Source organism: Acinetobacter sp. XS-4 (assembly GCF_023920705.1).
Taxonomy (GTDB): domain Bacteria; phylum Pseudomonadota; class Gammaproteobacteria; order Pseudomonadales; family Moraxellaceae; genus Acinetobacter.
Map to the genome: position 1 here is coordinate 3,823,314 of NZ_CP094657.1, position 15,990 is coordinate 3,839,303.

15 protein-coding genes and 1 pseudogene are annotated in these 15,990 nt (G+C 38.6%); 4 read left to right on the forward strand and 12 right to left on the reverse strand.

The features are described 5' to 3' along the window. Positions 1-17 precede the first annotated feature (17 nt). The 4 genes and pseudogenes from MMY79_RS17730 to MMY79_RS17745 all read right to left on the reverse strand — a co-directional run bounded on the left by MMY79_RS17730 (position 18) and on the right by MMY79_RS17745 (position 3,479). The gene (locus MMY79_RS17730; protein WP_252610640.1) at positions 18-1,019 is read right to left on the reverse strand and encodes an HlyD family secretion protein; all 1,002 of its coding nucleotides are present in this window, start codon (positions 1,017-1,019) and stop codon (positions 18-20) included. A gap of 39 nt (positions 1,020-1,058) precedes the next feature. Then, positions 1,059-1,265, reverse strand: a complete 207-nt coding sequence (locus MMY79_RS17735) for a DUF1656 domain-containing protein (protein ID WP_252610642.1) — start codon at positions 1,263-1,265, stop codon at positions 1,059-1,061. Further along, positions 1,258-3,357, reverse strand: a complete 2,100-nt coding sequence (locus MMY79_RS17740; protein WP_252610644.1) for an FUSC family protein — start codon at positions 3,355-3,357, stop codon at positions 1,258-1,260. Before MMY79_RS17740 ends, MMY79_RS17735 begins: the two co-directional genes overlap by 8 nt. Further along, positions 3,348-3,479 (reverse strand): annotated as a pseudogene (locus tag MMY79_RS17745) (hypothetical protein). Before MMY79_RS17745 ends, MMY79_RS17740 begins: the two are co-directional and overlap by 10 nt. A gap of 368 nt (positions 3,480-3,847) precedes the next feature. Here MMY79_RS17745 and MMY79_RS17750 point away from each other — a divergent pair. Next, positions 3,848-4,621: an IclR family transcriptional regulator C-terminal domain-containing protein gene (locus tag MMY79_RS17750; protein WP_252610645.1), complete on the forward strand. Its 774-nt coding sequence runs from the start codon at positions 3,848-3,850 to the stop codon at positions 4,619-4,621. Between the two features lie 184 nt (positions 4,622-4,805). On the opposite strand, the gene MMY79_RS17755 is transcribed toward MMY79_RS17750, so the two are convergent. The 6 genes from MMY79_RS17755 to MMY79_RS17785 all read right to left on the reverse strand — a co-directional run bounded on the left by MMY79_RS17755 (position 4,806) and on the right by MMY79_RS17785 (position 10,478). After that, entirely contained in the window at positions 4,806-5,417 is a 612-nt protein-coding gene (locus MMY79_RS17755) for an alpha-ketoglutarate-dependent dioxygenase AlkB (protein WP_252610647.1), read from the reverse strand. Next, a complete protein-coding gene (locus tag MMY79_RS17760) occupies positions 5,414-6,268 on the reverse strand; it encodes a methylated-DNA--[protein]-cysteine S-methyltransferase (protein WP_354669034.1) in 855 nt (284 codons plus the stop codon). Before MMY79_RS17760 ends, MMY79_RS17755 begins: the two co-directional genes overlap by 4 nt. A gap of 125 nt (positions 6,269-6,393) precedes the next feature. Next, positions 6,394-6,981, reverse strand: a complete 588-nt coding sequence (gene pgsA / locus MMY79_RS17770) for a CDP-diacylglycerol--glycerol-3-phosphate 3-phosphatidyltransferase (RefSeq protein ID WP_016139453.1) — start codon at positions 6,979-6,981, stop codon at positions 6,394-6,396. A 118-nt stretch (positions 6,982-7,099) separates the two neighbouring features. Next, positions 7,100-7,894: a thioesterase family protein gene (locus tag MMY79_RS17775; RefSeq protein ID WP_252610649.1), complete on the reverse strand. Its 795-nt coding sequence runs from the start codon at positions 7,892-7,894 to the stop codon at positions 7,100-7,102. Between the two features lie 120 nt (positions 7,895-8,014). Beyond that, positions 8,015-9,814, reverse strand: coding sequence for an excinuclease ABC subunit UvrC (uvrC, locus tag MMY79_RS17780; protein WP_252610651.1), 1,800 nt, complete (start codon positions 9,812-9,814; stop codon positions 8,015-8,017). Between the two features lie 133 nt (positions 9,815-9,947). After that, a complete protein-coding gene (locus MMY79_RS17785; RefSeq protein WP_034590871.1) occupies positions 9,948-10,478 on the reverse strand; it encodes a peptidoglycan hydrolase in 531 nt (176 codons plus the stop codon). 139 nt (positions 10,479-10,617) lie between these two features. On the opposite strand from MMY79_RS17785, the gene MMY79_RS17790 reads away from it, so the two are divergent. Both MMY79_RS17790 and MMY79_RS17795 read left to right on the forward strand, forming a co-directional pair. After that, positions 10,618-10,989, forward strand: a complete 372-nt coding sequence (locus MMY79_RS17790) for a transposase (RefSeq protein ID WP_252610653.1) — start codon at positions 10,618-10,620, stop codon at positions 10,987-10,989. Positions 10,990-11,022: 33 nt separating this feature from the next. Then, a complete protein-coding gene (locus MMY79_RS17795) occupies positions 11,023-11,259 on the forward strand; it encodes a hypothetical protein (RefSeq protein WP_252610655.1) in 237 nt (78 codons plus the stop codon). A gap of 76 nt (positions 11,260-11,335) precedes the next feature. On the opposite strand, the gene lpxO is transcribed toward MMY79_RS17795, so the two are convergent. Then, the gene (lpxO, locus tag MMY79_RS17800; protein WP_004795061.1) at positions 11,336-12,250 is read right to left on the reverse strand and encodes a lipid A hydroxylase LpxO; all 915 of its coding nucleotides are present in this window, start codon (positions 12,248-12,250) and stop codon (positions 11,336-11,338) included. Positions 12,251-12,438: 188 nt separating this feature from the next. Further along, a complete protein-coding gene (locus tag MMY79_RS17805) occupies positions 12,439-13,437 on the reverse strand; it encodes a hypothetical protein (protein WP_252610656.1) in 999 nt (332 codons plus the stop codon). Between the two features lie 391 nt (positions 13,438-13,828). On the opposite strand from MMY79_RS17805, the gene fadB reads away from it, so the two are divergent. Continuing rightward, complete coding sequence (fadB, locus tag MMY79_RS17810) at positions 13,829-15,982, forward strand: fatty acid oxidation complex subunit alpha FadB (protein ID WP_252610658.1); 2,154 nt, start codon at positions 13,829-13,831, stop codon at positions 15,980-15,982. Positions 15,983-15,990 lie beyond the last annotated feature (8 nt).

Genomic DNA, 15,990 nt, shown 5'->3' on the forward strand with positions numbered 1-15,990 from the left:
ATTAAATCATTTCGATTTTATTTTTCAACGATATGCACAGTCGCAGTTCGTCCAGAGACAAAAGCAAGTTCATTCTTCGGTGTTTCATCTAACACAATCTTCACAGGTACACGCTGTGCTAAACGAACCCAACTAAAAGTTGGATTTACATTAGCAAGAAGCTTAGAGCTGCTTGAACGCTCCCGATCTTCAATACCCGATGCAATACCTTGTACATGACCTTTAATTTTCTGGTTATCACCCATTAATTGCACAGTAGCCTGATCGCCTACATGAATACGATTTAACTTGGTCTCTTCAAAGTAACCCACTACATAGAGCTGTTTACGATCAAGCAATGCTGCAACAGCCTGTCCGACTTGAACATAGTTACCTGGACGCATATCAAAGTTAGATAAAGTACCATCAGCGGGAGCAATGACTGCGGCACGGTGCATATTAAGCTCGGCCAAATGTACATTGCTTGTTGCAACCTCAATGAGAGCCTGTTGTTGTTTAACCGTTGCTTCAGCCTGCTGAATTGCTGCTTGCAATTGCTCATGCTCTGCATGGGATTGATCACGTGTTGCAAATACTTGGTCTTGTTCTTGTTTAGAGATAGCTCCATCCATTAAGTTCGAATAACGACCAGCATTTTTCTCGGCCAATTTGATATTACTGGCCGATTTAATCAAGTTCGCTTTTGCTTGTGCCAAACCCGCCTGCGCTTGAGCAAAGGCTGCATTTGCTTTTGCTAAATCCGATTTTGCCTGCTCAACGTCTAAAGCACGGCGAGAAACGTCAATTTTAAAGAGTATCTGACCTTTTTTCACACTCTGGTTATCTTGAACCAATACTTCTGTAACAAGGCCAGCGACATCCGAAGATACTTGAATAACGTCACCACGCACTCGGCCATCGCGTGTCCACGGCGCCGCATTATAGTAGTTCCACAAATGCACAATGGTATAGACAGCAACCATCAATGCGACAATCAAAATTACTGGACGGATGACCTTTTTCAAATCCACCTGATTCATTTCACTCACCTAACTCAATCTTTAATTTCGCAATCATCTCTATGCACCCACCCCAACAAAAATTTGGTGTATGACCAAAAGCAATAAAAGGTAAAAGCACAAATTGAAAATACTAGGTAATGCAATCCAGCCTTGTGCAATCCACTTGTTGGTCAAAAGACTTAACCCACGAAAACATATATATGCCAAGAGGGCTTGAACGAGCAAAGAAGGCACGTAAATACCATAAACGTTAAACTCACCCATTTGCTGTGGCTCCTCTCAATGTGCTGTTTTCATTCATTTGATCTGATGAAACATGACACATGCTATAAGCAATATTGTTAAGTGAAATGAGTAATCTTTGTCGCATCGTCATATCTTCAATATTTGAAGCAAGCTGTTTTAATTCAAATAAAGCGCGATGGATTTGCTCAACCAAAGCCACCGTATTATCTACATCATTTTCTTTAGCTCTGAACAGTTCATCTAGATTTTGTTGCAAATTTCCGATGTGATGAGCCAGTTCCGAATTCTGAGGAGACTGATTTGCCAGTTCTTGTAATCTACTTAAATCGACAATACTACTCGACTCAATCAATGCTTGATGAATTGAGGTTTTAATCTCATTAGATTGCACTACTTTACTATTAAGAATTCCGATTCGGTCCAGCATGCTGCGTAGATGAACTTTAAAATCAAGGCCATAAGGCAAATAGATTGCCTGTCTCATTGCACGATAATGCAAAGCCAGAATACGGCTGGCACTGGTGTCTGGAGACATCGCACGAACAACGTCGATGACAACCAAAGACACCAAGACACCTAAGATCATGGCAAAAGAACCATCAAGATAAGATACCGCGTCCATGCTATAAGCATTATGTAGATTTAGGCCCATCATGGTATTAATACCCAAAACCATGCCTACTGGCATAAGCATTTGGTTGGCCATCATAGACACAGCAAACAGGAACATAGGTAATAAAACCAGTCCAAGTTCCCAGAATGTAGTGACATGAGGGAAAATACCAAATGCATAAACGAAAACTAAAACTGCTGAAGCAATACTACCCCAGATAAAAATACGCAAAACCGGAACGGGGTTATCTAAGGCTGTTAGAATACAGGCTGTTACTGCGCCCATTTGCGCCATCATAAATCCAGCTTTCCAACCCGAAATAATCCATACCCCAGTCACAATAAATGTAATAAGGACTGCACTAATACCACCTCGGATAGCCACACCATGGTCACGGTGTAAACTTGGATATTTGGTGGTCATTGGCGTAATGTTGTCAGGGATTTCTTTATTCCCTTGCTGAATTCGTTGCCACAAGACTTTAACCGCTAAAACATTGCTAATGAAATGACGTACATCCATTTTCATAGCTGCGACCAAAACTTGCTGATGTGTCGAAGCCGATTCCATCAAACTCAAGAAATCACTTTCAAACTCATCTGGTAACTGCAAAATATTTTCATCAATAATTAAATCTTTTTGCTCCAGAAAATGTACAACATGCGCTGAGAGCTGTTGTAGTTTTTCTGAATGCGTTTCGATAAACCGAAGTTCTTGAAGCTGTTTAATACGCTCAGATAAAGCGACCAGATTAGCAACTACCATTGAGATTTGATGCAGCATTTCCTGCAAGGGTTTAGTCATGCCATGCAGCTCACCCTTCTCATAACTCAAATGTACTGCCAAAGCATGAATATCTGTGGTGTCACGAGTAATGGTCGCTAAAAGCTGAGTATTATTCTGCTGAGGGTCCGCCGTTAATAAATTAGCAAATAGATTTTCTGTATCTTTAAGCGTTTTGATGACGCGCTGTTTAATGGCAGAACCAATGTGCATTGGAAGAATAGTGGCAGAAACCACAGCGCTTGAAATTACCCCAATCGAAATCTCAATGACCCGAGCTAAAGCAATATCAAAAATATTGTATTGATCAATATAGGTAATCGAATTGAAGACGATCATGGCTGTCGAGTAACCTGCCAGCATAAAAGCATAACTGCGTGGAGTCCGGTCAAGTAAAGACACATAAAGCGCAAAACCCACCCACAATGACAACACCACGGTAAACAACCAAGGTGTATTAATGAGATGTGGCGTTAGCGTTAAGGCAACCACTGCCCCACCCATCGTGCCTATAACACGGTAGACACACTTAGAAGACACCATTCCTGAATAAGGGTTGGCAATAATCAGGACTGTACCAATCGACCACATCGGGTTAATCAGATCTAATTCAAATGAAACAAATAACGCCAGCATTCCGGCAATAAATGTTTTTAAGGCAAAGATCAGATCAAGCTTACTCGGGCGAAACGCCAGTATTTGCTTTAATAACATGAACTCATCTCAAATACAGATTTGAACTGATGAGCATGCCCTTCACTATTAAATTGTCTTTCTAGAGACAACAAAACTTTGACATTTGCCTAAAAGCAAATGAGATGAGGAGCATCCTTCAATACAATGATTTTTTCCACATCCTGCCTGATTGGCCCAGATGATTTCAATTTGAGCGTTATTTAAACGGCCAAACTTTGGAAAGAAGAGGTATCAAGAAATTCGCCTAGAATCGACCAATTTCTCAATTAGATATTTTGTTTGTCAATTTTTTCAAAATAAAGCAATTTAGTCAACTAAAATATCTCTATTTGATAATTTGATATATTTTTTGATTATCGTATATGATGTATTAGCCAAGAGAAGTTTTCTCTTTGTCAGAGTAAAATACTCAAATCAGGCATTTATTTTAGAATTGAGACAAATTTTCTTTTTTTCTGTTATAAAAACTCAAAGATGATTCATTGTTAAAGGATACGAACAAGACACTATGGCAATTTCAAGTTTTGGCAAAATTTTAACCGTATTGGACCTATTTTCAGTTTCGCGTCCAATAATTAATGTCGATATTATTTGCGAAGAACTTGGCTTGTCTAAACCAACCAGCTACCGTTATCTCAAAGAACTGGTGTCTACCGATCTATTAAAACGCATTAATGGAACCTCTGGCGATTATACCTTAGGCTCAAAAATTGCAGTTCTTGACTATATATCTCGCACAACAGACCCTTTGGTTCAAATCAGTACACCGTTTATGCGGAATATTGTCGAGCGTACTGAACTGTGCTGCTTGCTCACTTATTTAAATGATGACTATTGCATCGACATTCATCATGAAATATTCAAAGACACCGAATTACTTTCGTACGGTCGAGGCTGCCCAAGACCGATTTACGTTGGATCATCTCCAAAAACAATGGTTTCACATTTAAGTAAACAACGGATGCAAGACTACTATCACCGTTATCAGCAAGAATTAAAGCAATCTGGTTTTGCTGAAGATGAACCAAGCTTTATTCAGCGTATGCGAAAAATTAAAAAACAAGGGTTCTATTTTTCACAAGGTGAAATTGATCCGAATGTTTCTGGCCTTGCCGTTCCAGTTCGTTTTTCGAACAAAGAAGTGCCTTTAGCTTTAACTTTAGTCGCCTCTAAAAATCGTTTTGATTTTTTAAATGTTGAAAAGCTCATCGAAATTTTGCAAGAAAATGCAGCACTTATTGAACAACGCTTTATGGAGTTATCTGAAAAAGGTGAAATCTAAAACCCCACTTTGTGATAATTTAACCTTTTCTTACATTTTAACACATTGAATATCACACAATATTCTCATATTATGATTTTAGCTCCTATTGGTGATTCTTTTCATCAGCAGCTCATCAATAGAAGCATCCCCCTCAGAGGAATAAGCTCATGTTGCCATCATGGGCTTTTTTCTTGCCTAATTTTTATAAAAACTGAAATTGCCGAAAAGTAAGATTAATACGCGGCTGTAAAATCTTTGTTGAGCGATTTAAACGATGTTGCCAATGTTGTTGAGTCTCGCCACGCATCACGATGAGTTGGCCTGGCTGTAGCCACAATTCAACTTTCTCTTTACTTTGAATATGCCTAAAAGAAAATTTACGGGTAGCTCCAAAGCTTAAAGATGCAATTGTTGTAGTTTTTGCTAAGGAAACATCCGAATCACTATGCCAAGCCATTCCTTGAGTTCCATCTTCATAAAGATTTGCCAAGCAAGAATTAAATTTTTCTGAAAGTATTTGCTCTACCTGTTGTTTTAGTTTGGCAAGCGCTTGATCCCAAGGCAAAGAATCACGTGCGACACCCGAATATTTATATTGATAATAGTCATCTCCATACCATGCAACTTTTCGGGCTGTTATAAAATGCTTGCCATATAACTTAGCTTCGTCATGCTTCCACGCGAGATGTTGGTAAAGATAGTGAAAATACTGTTCAGCTTCTTCAGGGCTTAAAATACAACCATAGTCCTGAACTTCACCATCGTAGGGTAATAAATTCTCACAAGGCTCTGGAGAAAATAAATCCAAGGTCATACGGTCTCTCCGTGTTGCTTTGACATCTCCCAAGCTAACAATGCCAATTTACGCCCCTTTTGCCAATGATATTCTCCGACCATTCCGGTTGCGCGAATCACTCGATGGCAAGGAATCAAATATGCAATCGGATTCTGTCCAATTGCTGTTGCAACAGCTCGAACTGCTTTAGGTTTGCCAATTTGCTCTGCAATATCTTGATAAGTCCGCAATTGACCTTCAGGGATGGTCAGTAAGGCTTCCCAAACTTGCAGTTGGAATGGGGTTCCAGCCAAATTAAGAGGAAGTTTCTGCTGTAAATGTTCTGAAAAGTCGTGTTCAAACCACTCTGCAACTTGTTGATGCCAAATCGGCGACCGATTTTTCAATTGAGCTTTTGGAAAATACTGCTTAATTAAGTCTTCAATATTTTCGTGAGTTTCGATAAATCGTATAGAACATATACCCTTTTCACTACTTACCACCAACAACTCACCAAAAGGGCTTCTCTCAACCGAATAATTAAGTGTGACTCCTTCGCCTTGCTGTTTATATTCACCAGGTGTCATCCCTTCAAGCTGAATAAACAGATCATGTAAACGACCAGTACCCGACAAACCTGTGTTTAAAGCAGTTTCTAATAAACTTCGCTTTTGTAGCAGATAATATTTAGCCTGCTGCAAACTCATATATTGGACAAATTTTTTCGGGCTAATACCCACCCATTCCTGAAACTGACGTTGGATATAACCTGAACTTAAATTCATATGGCTCGCAACATCGTCCAGACTGGGTTGCTGGTCTAGATGTTCATATAAATATTCAATTACATTGGCAATTACAGCAAATTGCCGAGAAGAAAGCATTTGCATGTGTCACCTCCTTAGTACTCATATCTTACATTAAAGTAGCTAAAGCCCGATGACGACCCGATTCTTGCACTTTCGAAAATAAAAAAGCCTTTCATTATAGAAAGGCTTAATCATTCAATCTGAGCTTAAGGTTGCTTTAAATAAGGCCAAGCTGCTTTTAGGTAAATAAACATTGACCATAAAGTCAAAATGACCGCTGTATATAACAACGCGTAAGCCAACATTTCTAAAGGCTGCCAATTGAGTAAAAACACACTAATAGCAATCATTTGAAAAGCTGTTTTATATTTGCCTACTGTCGATACAGCCACACTCGTTCTTGCACCAAGTTCTGCCATCCACTCACGTAAAGCAGAAACTGTAATTTCACGTGAAATAATGACAATTGCCGCAAAAGCCATTGAAATGGTTGGATTCCACTGCACTAAAACAATCAGTGCTGCAGCCACCATGAGCTTATCTGCAACTGGATCTAAAAAACGGCCAAATGCTGAAGTCTGGTTTAAAGTTCGTGCCAAATAGCCATCAAACCAATCGGTAATAGCAGCCAACACAAAAATACCCGTCAAGATAATATGACGACTCATATTTCCTGCTTGCTCACCAATCCCCATTGCAGGCGGCCAATACACAATCACCAAAAATACAGGGATAAGCGCTATACGCGCCAACGTTAGGATATTTGGGATATTCAGGATTCGCCCTGTGGTCATAAACACCGCCAATTTAGTCTTCATGCATCTTGTAACAGACAAAAATACATTCTTCAATATTGTATCTATCTGTAACAGCCACTTTATACGAAATATGTGAATCGAGGAAGTGGACTGCTTAGGTAAATACCGTAACAGTTTGCCGTAAAATTGCAATTAAATGATCATTTTGGTCCCAAAGATGGGCATATTCTGTGGAATAACCTTCACCGGCATATTCAGTCACCACTTTATATTTAAACCAGTCACACAATTGATGTCGAAACGGATGGACATAGGTAATGTGCCAAGTTAAAGAACTTGCGGGAGCAACTTGTTTAAACATGGGCAATACACCAGGTGGCCAAATATCCATCAAAACAATTAAATCTGGCAATGTCATTTGACGATTTTCATGCTTCTCTGGAGAAAACCTTGACCATCCTCCAAAGTCAGGATACCGACTTCCTGTAACAGGATGATGACCTTCTGCCCAGCATACATCAAAATGTTGATAGCATTCTGGCATTTGTCTGGCAAAAGGAAGAGGTTGTAAATCTTCTGGAGGCAGATAAACTGGAACCATCGGTTCTTGAAGTACTTCAATATTCGAAGTGCGAGGCACACCAAAGCTTGCAACCAAAATGGTTTGTACCGCACCATCTTGCCATAAACGGGTTTCAAGTGTAGTGACTGACTTCCCTTCCCTTAAAATTTCAATAGTCAATCGAGCTGGTCCCTGCTGTACAGGCCCAACAAAAGTGATACTACAACTTAATAATCTTTTGTTGGGATCTTGAATATTGCAGCAGGCTTTTTGCATCAGTAATCCCGCAACAAGACCGCCAAACACTGTCCGTCCTTGCAACCACCCTTCGGGTATTTCAATCCATTCCTTTTGTTTTATTTCTTCAAACAATTGCAGCAAAGACATTCCTTTCCCTAAAACGAAAGTAGTATTAAGGATGATCTTTCCTCATTTTGATTGGAATGTGAATGGTCAATCATCTAGTAATTGGCGAGTTATTTTGTCACTCCACCTTTTAAACGATGCTTACTCATGCAGAATTTTATAAATGGTTCTGGCCATCATTTCACCAAAACCGGGCACAAGCGTAAGCTCTTTTTCAGATGCTTTTAAAACACCTTGAATCCCACCAAAATGAGTTAATAAATCTCGACGGCGCTTTGGTCCCAGTCCCGGAATTGCTTCTAAAACCGATGTACTACGGCGTTTATCACGTTTAGCTCGGTGTTTAGTAATTGCAAAGCGATGGGCTTCATCACGCACCTGTTGAATCAAGTGCAATGCTTTATGGTCTTCTGGTAACTGGATTTTCGTGCCATCTGTAAAATGGAGTGTTTCAAGACCCGGTTTACGCCCTTCACCTTTTGATACACCCACCATAAAAGCGTCAAGTCCAAGCTCTTGCATGACATCCATCGCCATATGAAGCTGACCTTTACCACCATCAATCAATAACAAATCAGGCAATATGGCTTTTTTATAACGTCGTGTTAAGGCTTGGCGCATGGCAGCATAATCATCGCCACCAGTAATATCTTGAATGGCAAATTGTCGATAGTCACGCTTACGAGCACCACCTTGGTCAAACACCACGCACGACGCAATTGGAGCTTCGCCCATGGTGTGACTAATATCAAAACATTCGATACGATCGACGGGTCTACCAATTACTTGCTCTAACTGATGGAAACGTTCATTAAGTTCTAAATGGTTACTCAACTGTCCCTTAATCGCATGTTGGACATTCATTTCGGCTAGCTCTAGCCACTCGGCACGAGTTTCTCGAACATTACTCTTAATCTGAACTTTTTTACCAAACTGCTGTGCCAACCCTTCTTCTAATTCTTTATGGTCAGGCAATGCAATGTTCACAATGAGTTCATTGGGTACTTCATCTGCGACCTGAAAGTAAAAGTTAGCCATAAAGTCACTGAGCATTTGCCCAAGGTCATCACCTAGCATGTCAGGGAAATAACTTTTTCCACCTAGCATTCGCCCATTGCGTACATACATAATCTGCACGCATGTCACGCCAGCCTGATAAGCAATCGCCAGAATATCTGCTTCACCCTTGACTTTAAAAACAGCTTGTTGAGCTTGGACTTCACGAAGTAAAGACAATCGGTCACGGTAAAAAACAGCTTTTTCAAATTCAAGTTCAGCCGCCGCTTGTTCCATTTTGGCAATAAGCTCTTGATTGAGCTCCTTCGTATCACCTTGCAAAAAGCGAATACTATTATTAATGTCTTCTTTATAATCTTCGGGTGAAATCAGCCCTACACAAGGTGCAGAACAACGCTTGATCTGATATTGCAAACACGGGCGCTTGCGCTGTGCAAAATAGCTATTTTCACACTGACGTACATTAAAAAGCTTTTGTAGAACGAGTAAAGTATCACGGGCACTATAGGCACTTGGATAAGGTCCAAAGAACTTACCAATTTGATGCTTCCCTTTGCCGCGACCACTAGCAAGCCGAGGATACGGCTTATCTGCCGATACAAAAATATAGACATATGACTTATCGTCCCGCAGCATGATGTTATAAGGCGGACGATGTTGTTTAATTAAATTTTGCTCGAGAAGTAATGCTTCAGTTTCTGAACGAGTGACTAAAGTTTCAATATCATAAATTCTGGCAACTAAGGCCTGAGTTTTAGGATGCTCAATGGTTTTAACAAAATAACTCGATACCCGATTCTTTAGGTTTTTCGCTTTACCGACATATAACAATTCGCCCTCTTTCCCTAGCATTTTATAAACGCCTGGAAGTTGGGTCATGTGGGCTAAAATTTTTTCAATATGGGGACGAGCGTTTTGATTCACTATCGGCAAACATGGCTTAATACTGAATACCTAATGTGATGTTTTCAACCCTAGTTTTCAAGTGCTTTACTGTGCCAGAAGTCAAATTTGGAAACAGATTTAGATATGGCCCGTCAGACCATGTCGTACTCGCTTAAGAATCGAGACGATAGTAGCTATATTTAACGTCTTTTTCTTTATAGACCGCATAGGTTTTTTGGCGAAAATCTGAGAACCAACCATTCCCTGTATATCCCGCAATATGACCATATGTGTGGCCACTTGTTCGCTCAATAATATAAATATCGCCTTCTTGAGGACGATTAAAAGCAGGTTTAATTTTCTTATAACCATTCTTCTCAAGCGTATGCCCCCAGTCTGAAGCTGCTACCGGATGCTTAGACACATCGGCGCCTGCTGCTTGTAAAGCAATGCGAATATTTTTAGCACATTTCTCTTTACTATGGTTGGCAGATATACTTTCAAGCTTACTTGAGAACTTATGCAAATTAATATTTTGATCTTCAGATTGATGACTTTTTACATCAGTTTTTTTATGTTTTTCAGTCGACGAAGCTGCTTGTCTTAACATCACTTTCATTTTTAAATCATCTTGAGAGCTTTCTTCTTTTCTCTCTTCGATATGATGAACATGTGCATGAACTGCGTGATGAGCATGAGCCATTTTAAAACCTACTTCCGCTAACCAGTCTTCGAAAAAACCGCGCCATTGTAGAATCAAAATTGCTCTTTGGTTTTTAATAGTTGTAACAAATTGCCAGCACTGTGAAATGAATCACAAAATTTGATAAAGGTTAATTTCTATGAATACTAAAGAATTTGTTAAAGAACTTATAAATACTATTTCAGACGAATATATCGATACCTATAAACAGATTTACTTATCTACTTTAATCGATAGTAAAATTAAAGAAGATCCCTACTGGTTTGATGCTCTCACTTTTTATCAATCTTTATCTCAAAAAGATAAGGAAACCTTATTTAAAATCATTAAACAGACGACTATTGATACTACAAGTATAATTCTAGGTATTATTGATGGTCCTGTGACTTTAAATCAGATCCCTGGTGACTTTACGCTGACATATACAGAAAATGAGAAGACAGTAATTTTAAATGGAGATCTACAGGATGAATTCCTTACCAAAATAAAAGAAAGAGACAGATCACAATGATATATAAGGAATTATAACGAGAGAAATATATTTATGAGATTAAAACAAAAGCTTATTTATAAAAACTCGAAAAACGAGAAAATCAAATTAATACTCGAACCTTGGGCAGAAGAATATAATATTGAATCAAATTCTGAAGTAGAGATTATTATTGAAGGCGATATAGAAAAAGGATATTTAATGATTGAATCAGAGATAGATCGTGTTGTCATCTATGGTTGGCAAGGAAGTCTTATTCAGGTCTTCAAAAATGGTAAACTTATTGACTAATGATTTTATGAATAATCTATTCCTTATAACAGGCTATTTTAGCTTAAAACAAAAAACGCCCTTTCGGGCGCTTTAATTAAAATATATATGGTCGAACAAAAATCAGGAAGAAAATTCCAAGCATTAACAACCATTTTAAGAAGTAATACAACTTACGGTTTTTAGCTTTTAGTGCTTTGGCTTTAATGCGAATTTGGTAAACATAACCAAAAGCTTTATTTAAACCACCTGTTTGGTCACCTGTTTCATTCGGTGAACTTGCCGCTGTCATGACTTTACGACCAAACCAATGATTGAAACGTTCCATCCATTTTACTTTCATTGGGCGTTCAACGTCTGCAAAGAAAATAATACGGTTTTGATCAGTCTTATTTTCAGCATAGTGAATATAGGTTTCATCAAACACGACACTTTGACCATCTCGCCAAGAGTATCTTTCACCATCAACATCAATAAAACAACGATCATCATTTGGGGTAATTAAACCCAAGTGATAACGCAGCGAACCTGCATATGGGTCACGGTGTCTGACCAAACGGCTGTCAGGTGCAAGCTCGGTAAACATTGCTGCTTTAATTGTCGGCAATGTTTTAAGAAGTGCTGTGGTTTTCGGACAAAGCTCAGCAGCAGACGGATGACTCGATTCGTACCATTTGAGGTAAAAACGCTTCCAACCGGTTTTAAAGAATGAGTTAAAACCTAAGTCGTTATATGTACTTGAAGCTTTGATCCCACCTTGGTCATATAATGCCTTCGCTTCATCACGAATCATTTCCCAATTTTCATCTAACACTTTTAAATCTTTAAAATGCTGTGTGTCGATATAAGGTTGATTCGGCACCTTTGAAAAGATGTACATTAAAAAGTTAATCGGTGCGAGCAAGGTTGAATGGTCAAAAAACTGACGATAAAACGAGTGACGCACTTTGCCGCGATGCTGGATATACAATGCTGATATCACAAAAATCGCTAATATGATCCACTTAATCATGTATCTTTGCTCGAGTTTAGTAATAAAATTAAAAATAGTGTTGTGTAATAAAGGCTTCAACACATGGTCTACACTTATTATACTGATTTTACTTTCATTACTGTTAGTGATGATATCTTTCACTAAAATATTCAATAGTAGTTGCTAATTTACTAAAAAATTAGCAACTTTCTAAACAAAGAAATAACCTATTGATTCCAATTAATTAACTTAAGACTTTCAAGTTTGTCGGCAGCAGTTTGATTGTACAAGAAACAACCTTTATCTAAATTTTCTAGATCAAATTTAATTTCTCTTAATGCCTCAGGATTTTGAGACAATAAATTCGAAGATATTATATCTTTAAGAAATTGTATCTGTGCTTTACGGGTCTGCTCCTGAACACCATTATAAGTAACGTTATCAAAAACTTGTCCATTATATTGAATCACTGAAAACCCATCTAACTCTGCTCCAGTTTTCGTACTATATAAAGTAGTCCAATCTATTCCCATAAACTGGCCTTGTTTATTTAGTATTGCTAGTTCAGGAGCAACTGTTTGAAAACCCTGCGCAGTTGCAAGATTGTCTTCATGTATGAGCTCAAAAGAGTAATTTAGAGGGTTATTTGTACTAAAATTGAGAAACTCTTGATTATTTTTGATAGAAGACAAACGATAACAAGTACTTCCTGTAGGAAAAGATTCTTGACCGTATGAACTTAAAAACTTCCTAGCTGTAAAATATGGATTATTTGTATCAAATCCATATTGCCTAAAACCTGGTAACACTGTGTCAAAAATATTTTTTCCCGCTAGGTTAACTCTTTCAAACTTCCAATCAGTTTTAATATTATCTATAACATTCAAAGTCCACTCATCCATTGACTTTACATCAATTATTGAAGTGAACCTATCTTGAGGGGTGTATAAATGATTTTGCGTCACAATATATTGATTTATAGGCTGATTACTGTCTACCCCATAAATACGTTTATTATTAATCTCATAATAGGCAATTGATAAACGATCATTATTTTCTCCAAGTACTTGATAATCTACCTGATAATATCTTGATCCATTTTTAATTGAATCATTCGATTCTACTGTTGTGTTATTCGCTGAATTATTATCACTAGAACCACCACCTCCACATGCACTCAACATAAAAGGAAGGATGGCTAAAATCATAAATTTATTTTTTAACATAATACATACTTTATTGAACATTTTTATAACATAAAGTTTATCCAAAGATAAAAAAATAGACAATACTTTCTGTCTAATAATTCACAAAGAACCTTATTTTTTATTACCAGTTCAAAAATTAAAGTAATCAACTATCTGCTAGTTTTTCTGACTTCATTATTAGATTCCTGCTAGAAATCAGTTTTTAAATAAAAATGTATATTTCATATATATAGTTCAAGAAAGTTGTTTAAAAAAAATTGATGACCCTTGCGTCACGGCTTGATACAACTTGTCAGGTTTTTTTTAGATATAGTTATCGTAAGATTAGCGAAGCATAAATGTGTACCTAAGCTGTGCACACGCTTCATAACATCAATTTAGAAGTCCTCCAAAACCAAGGAGATCAGGCATGATCCACGCTGGCAATGCCATTACCGTCCAAATGCTTTCGGACGGAATTGCAGAATTCCGCTTTGACTTACAAGGTGAGTCGGTCAATAAATTTAACCGTGCAACAATTGAAGATTTCCAAGCTGCTATTGCTGCGGTAAAAGCAAATAATGATATTAAAGGCTTAGTTGTTACCTCTGGCAAATCAACCTTTATTGTTGGGGCAGACATCACTGAGTTTGGTGAAAACTTCGCTCAAGGCGAAAAAGCGATTGTTGACTGGCTTATGCCTGTTCACGAAATCTTCAATAGCTTTGAAGATTTAGAAGTTCCAAAAGTTGTTGCTATTAACGGTATGGCGTTAGGCGGCGGCTTTGAAATGTGTTTAGTGTGTGACTATCGTGTGATGTCAGAAGCTGCACAAGTGGGCTTACCGGAAATTAAACTTGGTATTTACCCAGGTTTTGGCGGTAGCGTACGTTTAAGCCGTGTTATCGGTATCGACAACGCGGTTGAATGGATGGCAATGGCTGCTCCTAAAAAACCAGCTGCTGCACTAAAAGATGGTGCTGTAGATGCGGTTGTAGCTGCTGATAAATTACTTGAAGCTGCAACTGATTTAGTGAAGCAAGCAATTTCTGGTCGTTTGAACTGGAAGGCAAAACGTCAAGAAAAACTTGATGCTGTAAAATTGAACCCACTTGAACAAATGATGGCGTTCAACACAGCAAAAGGTGCTGTACTTGCTAAAGCAAATCCCGCTCAGTACCCTGCTCCAAAATTATTACTTGATTCATTACAAGCAGGTGCAAGCCTTGCGCGTGACGAAGCATTAAAAGCTGAAGCTGAAGGTTTTGCTAAAGCTGCGATTACTCCACAAGCTGGTGCATTGATTGGTTTATTCCTCAATGACCAAGTTGTTAAGAAAACTGCTAAAAAACATGAAAAAGGTGCTCACCCTGTAAACCAAGCAGCTGTACTTGGCGCTGGTATTATGGGTGGTGGTATTGCTTACCAAGCGGCAAGCAAAGGCACACCAATCATCATGAAAGATATTGGTAACCCACAACTTGCACTAGGTATGTCAGAAGCGAACAGCTTGTTAACTAAACAAGTTGAACGTAAGAAAATGAAACCTGCACAAATGGGTGAAACCCTTGCACGTATCCGTCCTACTTTAAGCTACGATGAGTTTAAAGAAGTCGACATCGTGATCGAAGCGGTTACAGAAAATCCAAAAGTTAAAGAAATCGTTCTTGCAGACACTGAAAAGCATGTTCGTGAAAACACGATTATTGCGTCTAACACGTCTACAATTTCAATTACGCGTTTAGCGAAAGCATTACAGCGTCCTGAAAACTTTGTAGGTATGCACTTCTTCAATCCAGTTCACATGATGCCGCTTGTAGAAGTCATTCGTGGTGAAAAGACTTCTGAAGAAGCGATTGCAACTACTGTTGTTCTTGCTCAAAAAATGGGTAAAACACCAATCGTTGTAAATGACTGCCCAGGGTTCTTGGTTAACCGTGTATTGTTCCCTTACTTTGGTGCATTTGACCTTCTTGTAAAAGACGGCGCAGACTTCCAGCAAGTTGACAATGTAATGTCTAAGTTTGGCTGGCCAATGGGTCCTGCTTACCTCATCGACGTTGTTGGTATCGACACTGGTGTTCATGGTGCAGAAGTCATGGCTGAAGGTTTCCCAGACCGCATGAAGCCAGACTACAAAGGTTCAATCCAAGCAATGTACGAAGCTAAACGTCTTGGTCAAAAGAATGACGTTGGTTTCTACAAATACGAACTCGATAAGAAAGGCAAAAAAGCAAAAACTGTTGATCCAACAGCGTATGAAATCATTGCTCCTTTCGTAACGGGTGAAAAACGCGAGTTTGATAACCAAGAAATCATTGACCGCATGATGCTTGCTTTCTGTAACGAAACAGTTCGTTGCTTAGAAGACAACATCGTTGCAACTGCTGCTGAAGCAGACATGGCAATGATTATGGGTGTAGGTTTCCCTCCATTCCGTGGTGGTCCATGTCGTTATATCGACCAGACAGGTGTTGCTGAATATGTTGCGCTTTGCGACAAATATGCACACTTAGGTAAGGCTTATGAAGCGCCACAAATGTTGCGTGACATGGCTGCTAACAACAAAAAATTCTACGGTTAAGGAGCAAC

Bases quoted from the DNA above. Each gene is read 5' to 3' on its own strand.
- MMY79_RS17750 (WP_252610645.1), top strand. From the start codon at position 3,848: ATGGCAATTTCAAGTTTTGGCAAAATTTTAACCGTATTGGACCTATTT.
- fadB (WP_252610658.1), top strand. From the start codon at position 13,829: ATGATCCACGCTGGCAATGCCATTACCGTCCAAATGCTTTCGGACGGA.
- MMY79_RS17740 (WP_252610644.1), bottom strand. From the start codon at position 3,357: ATGTTATTAAAGCAAATACTGGCGTTTCGCCCGAGTAAGCTTGATCTG.
- pgsA (WP_016139453.1), bottom strand. From the start codon at position 6,981: ATGACCACAGGGCGAATCCTGAATATCCCAAATATCCTAACGTTGGCG.
- MMY79_RS17805 (WP_252610656.1), bottom strand. From the start codon at position 13,437: ATGTTAAAAAATAAATTTATGATTTTAGCCATCCTTCCTTTTATGTTG.
- MMY79_RS17795 (WP_252610655.1), top strand. From the start codon at position 11,023: ATGAGATTAAAACAAAAGCTTATTTATAAAAACTCGAAAAACGAGAAA.
- MMY79_RS17790 (WP_252610653.1), top strand. From the start codon at position 10,618: ATGAATACTAAAGAATTTGTTAAAGAACTTATAAATACTATTTCAGAC.
- MMY79_RS17730 (WP_252610640.1), bottom strand. From the start codon at position 1,019: ATGAATCAGGTGGATTTGAAAAAGGTCATCCGTCCAGTAATTTTGATT.
- lpxO (WP_004795061.1), bottom strand. From the start codon at position 12,250: ATGATTAAGTGGATCATATTAGCGATTTTTGTGATATCAGCATTGTAT.
- MMY79_RS17775 (WP_252610649.1), bottom strand. From the start codon at position 7,894: ATGTCTTTGCTGCAATTGTTTGAAGAAATAAAACAAAAGGAATGGATT.
- MMY79_RS17735 (WP_252610642.1), bottom strand. From the start codon at position 1,265: ATGGGTGAGTTTAACGTTTATGGTATTTACGTGCCTTCTTTGCTCGTT.
- MMY79_RS17785 (WP_034590871.1), bottom strand. From the start codon at position 10,478: ATGGCTCATGCTCATCACGCAGTTCATGCACATGTTCATCATATCGAA.
- MMY79_RS17760 (WP_354669034.1), bottom strand. From the start codon at position 6,268: ATGCAAATGCTTTCTTCTCGGCAATTTGCTGTAATTGCCAATGTAATT.
- MMY79_RS17755 (WP_252610647.1), bottom strand. From the start codon at position 5,417: ATGACCTTGGATTTATTTTCTCCAGAGCCTTGTGAGAATTTATTACCC.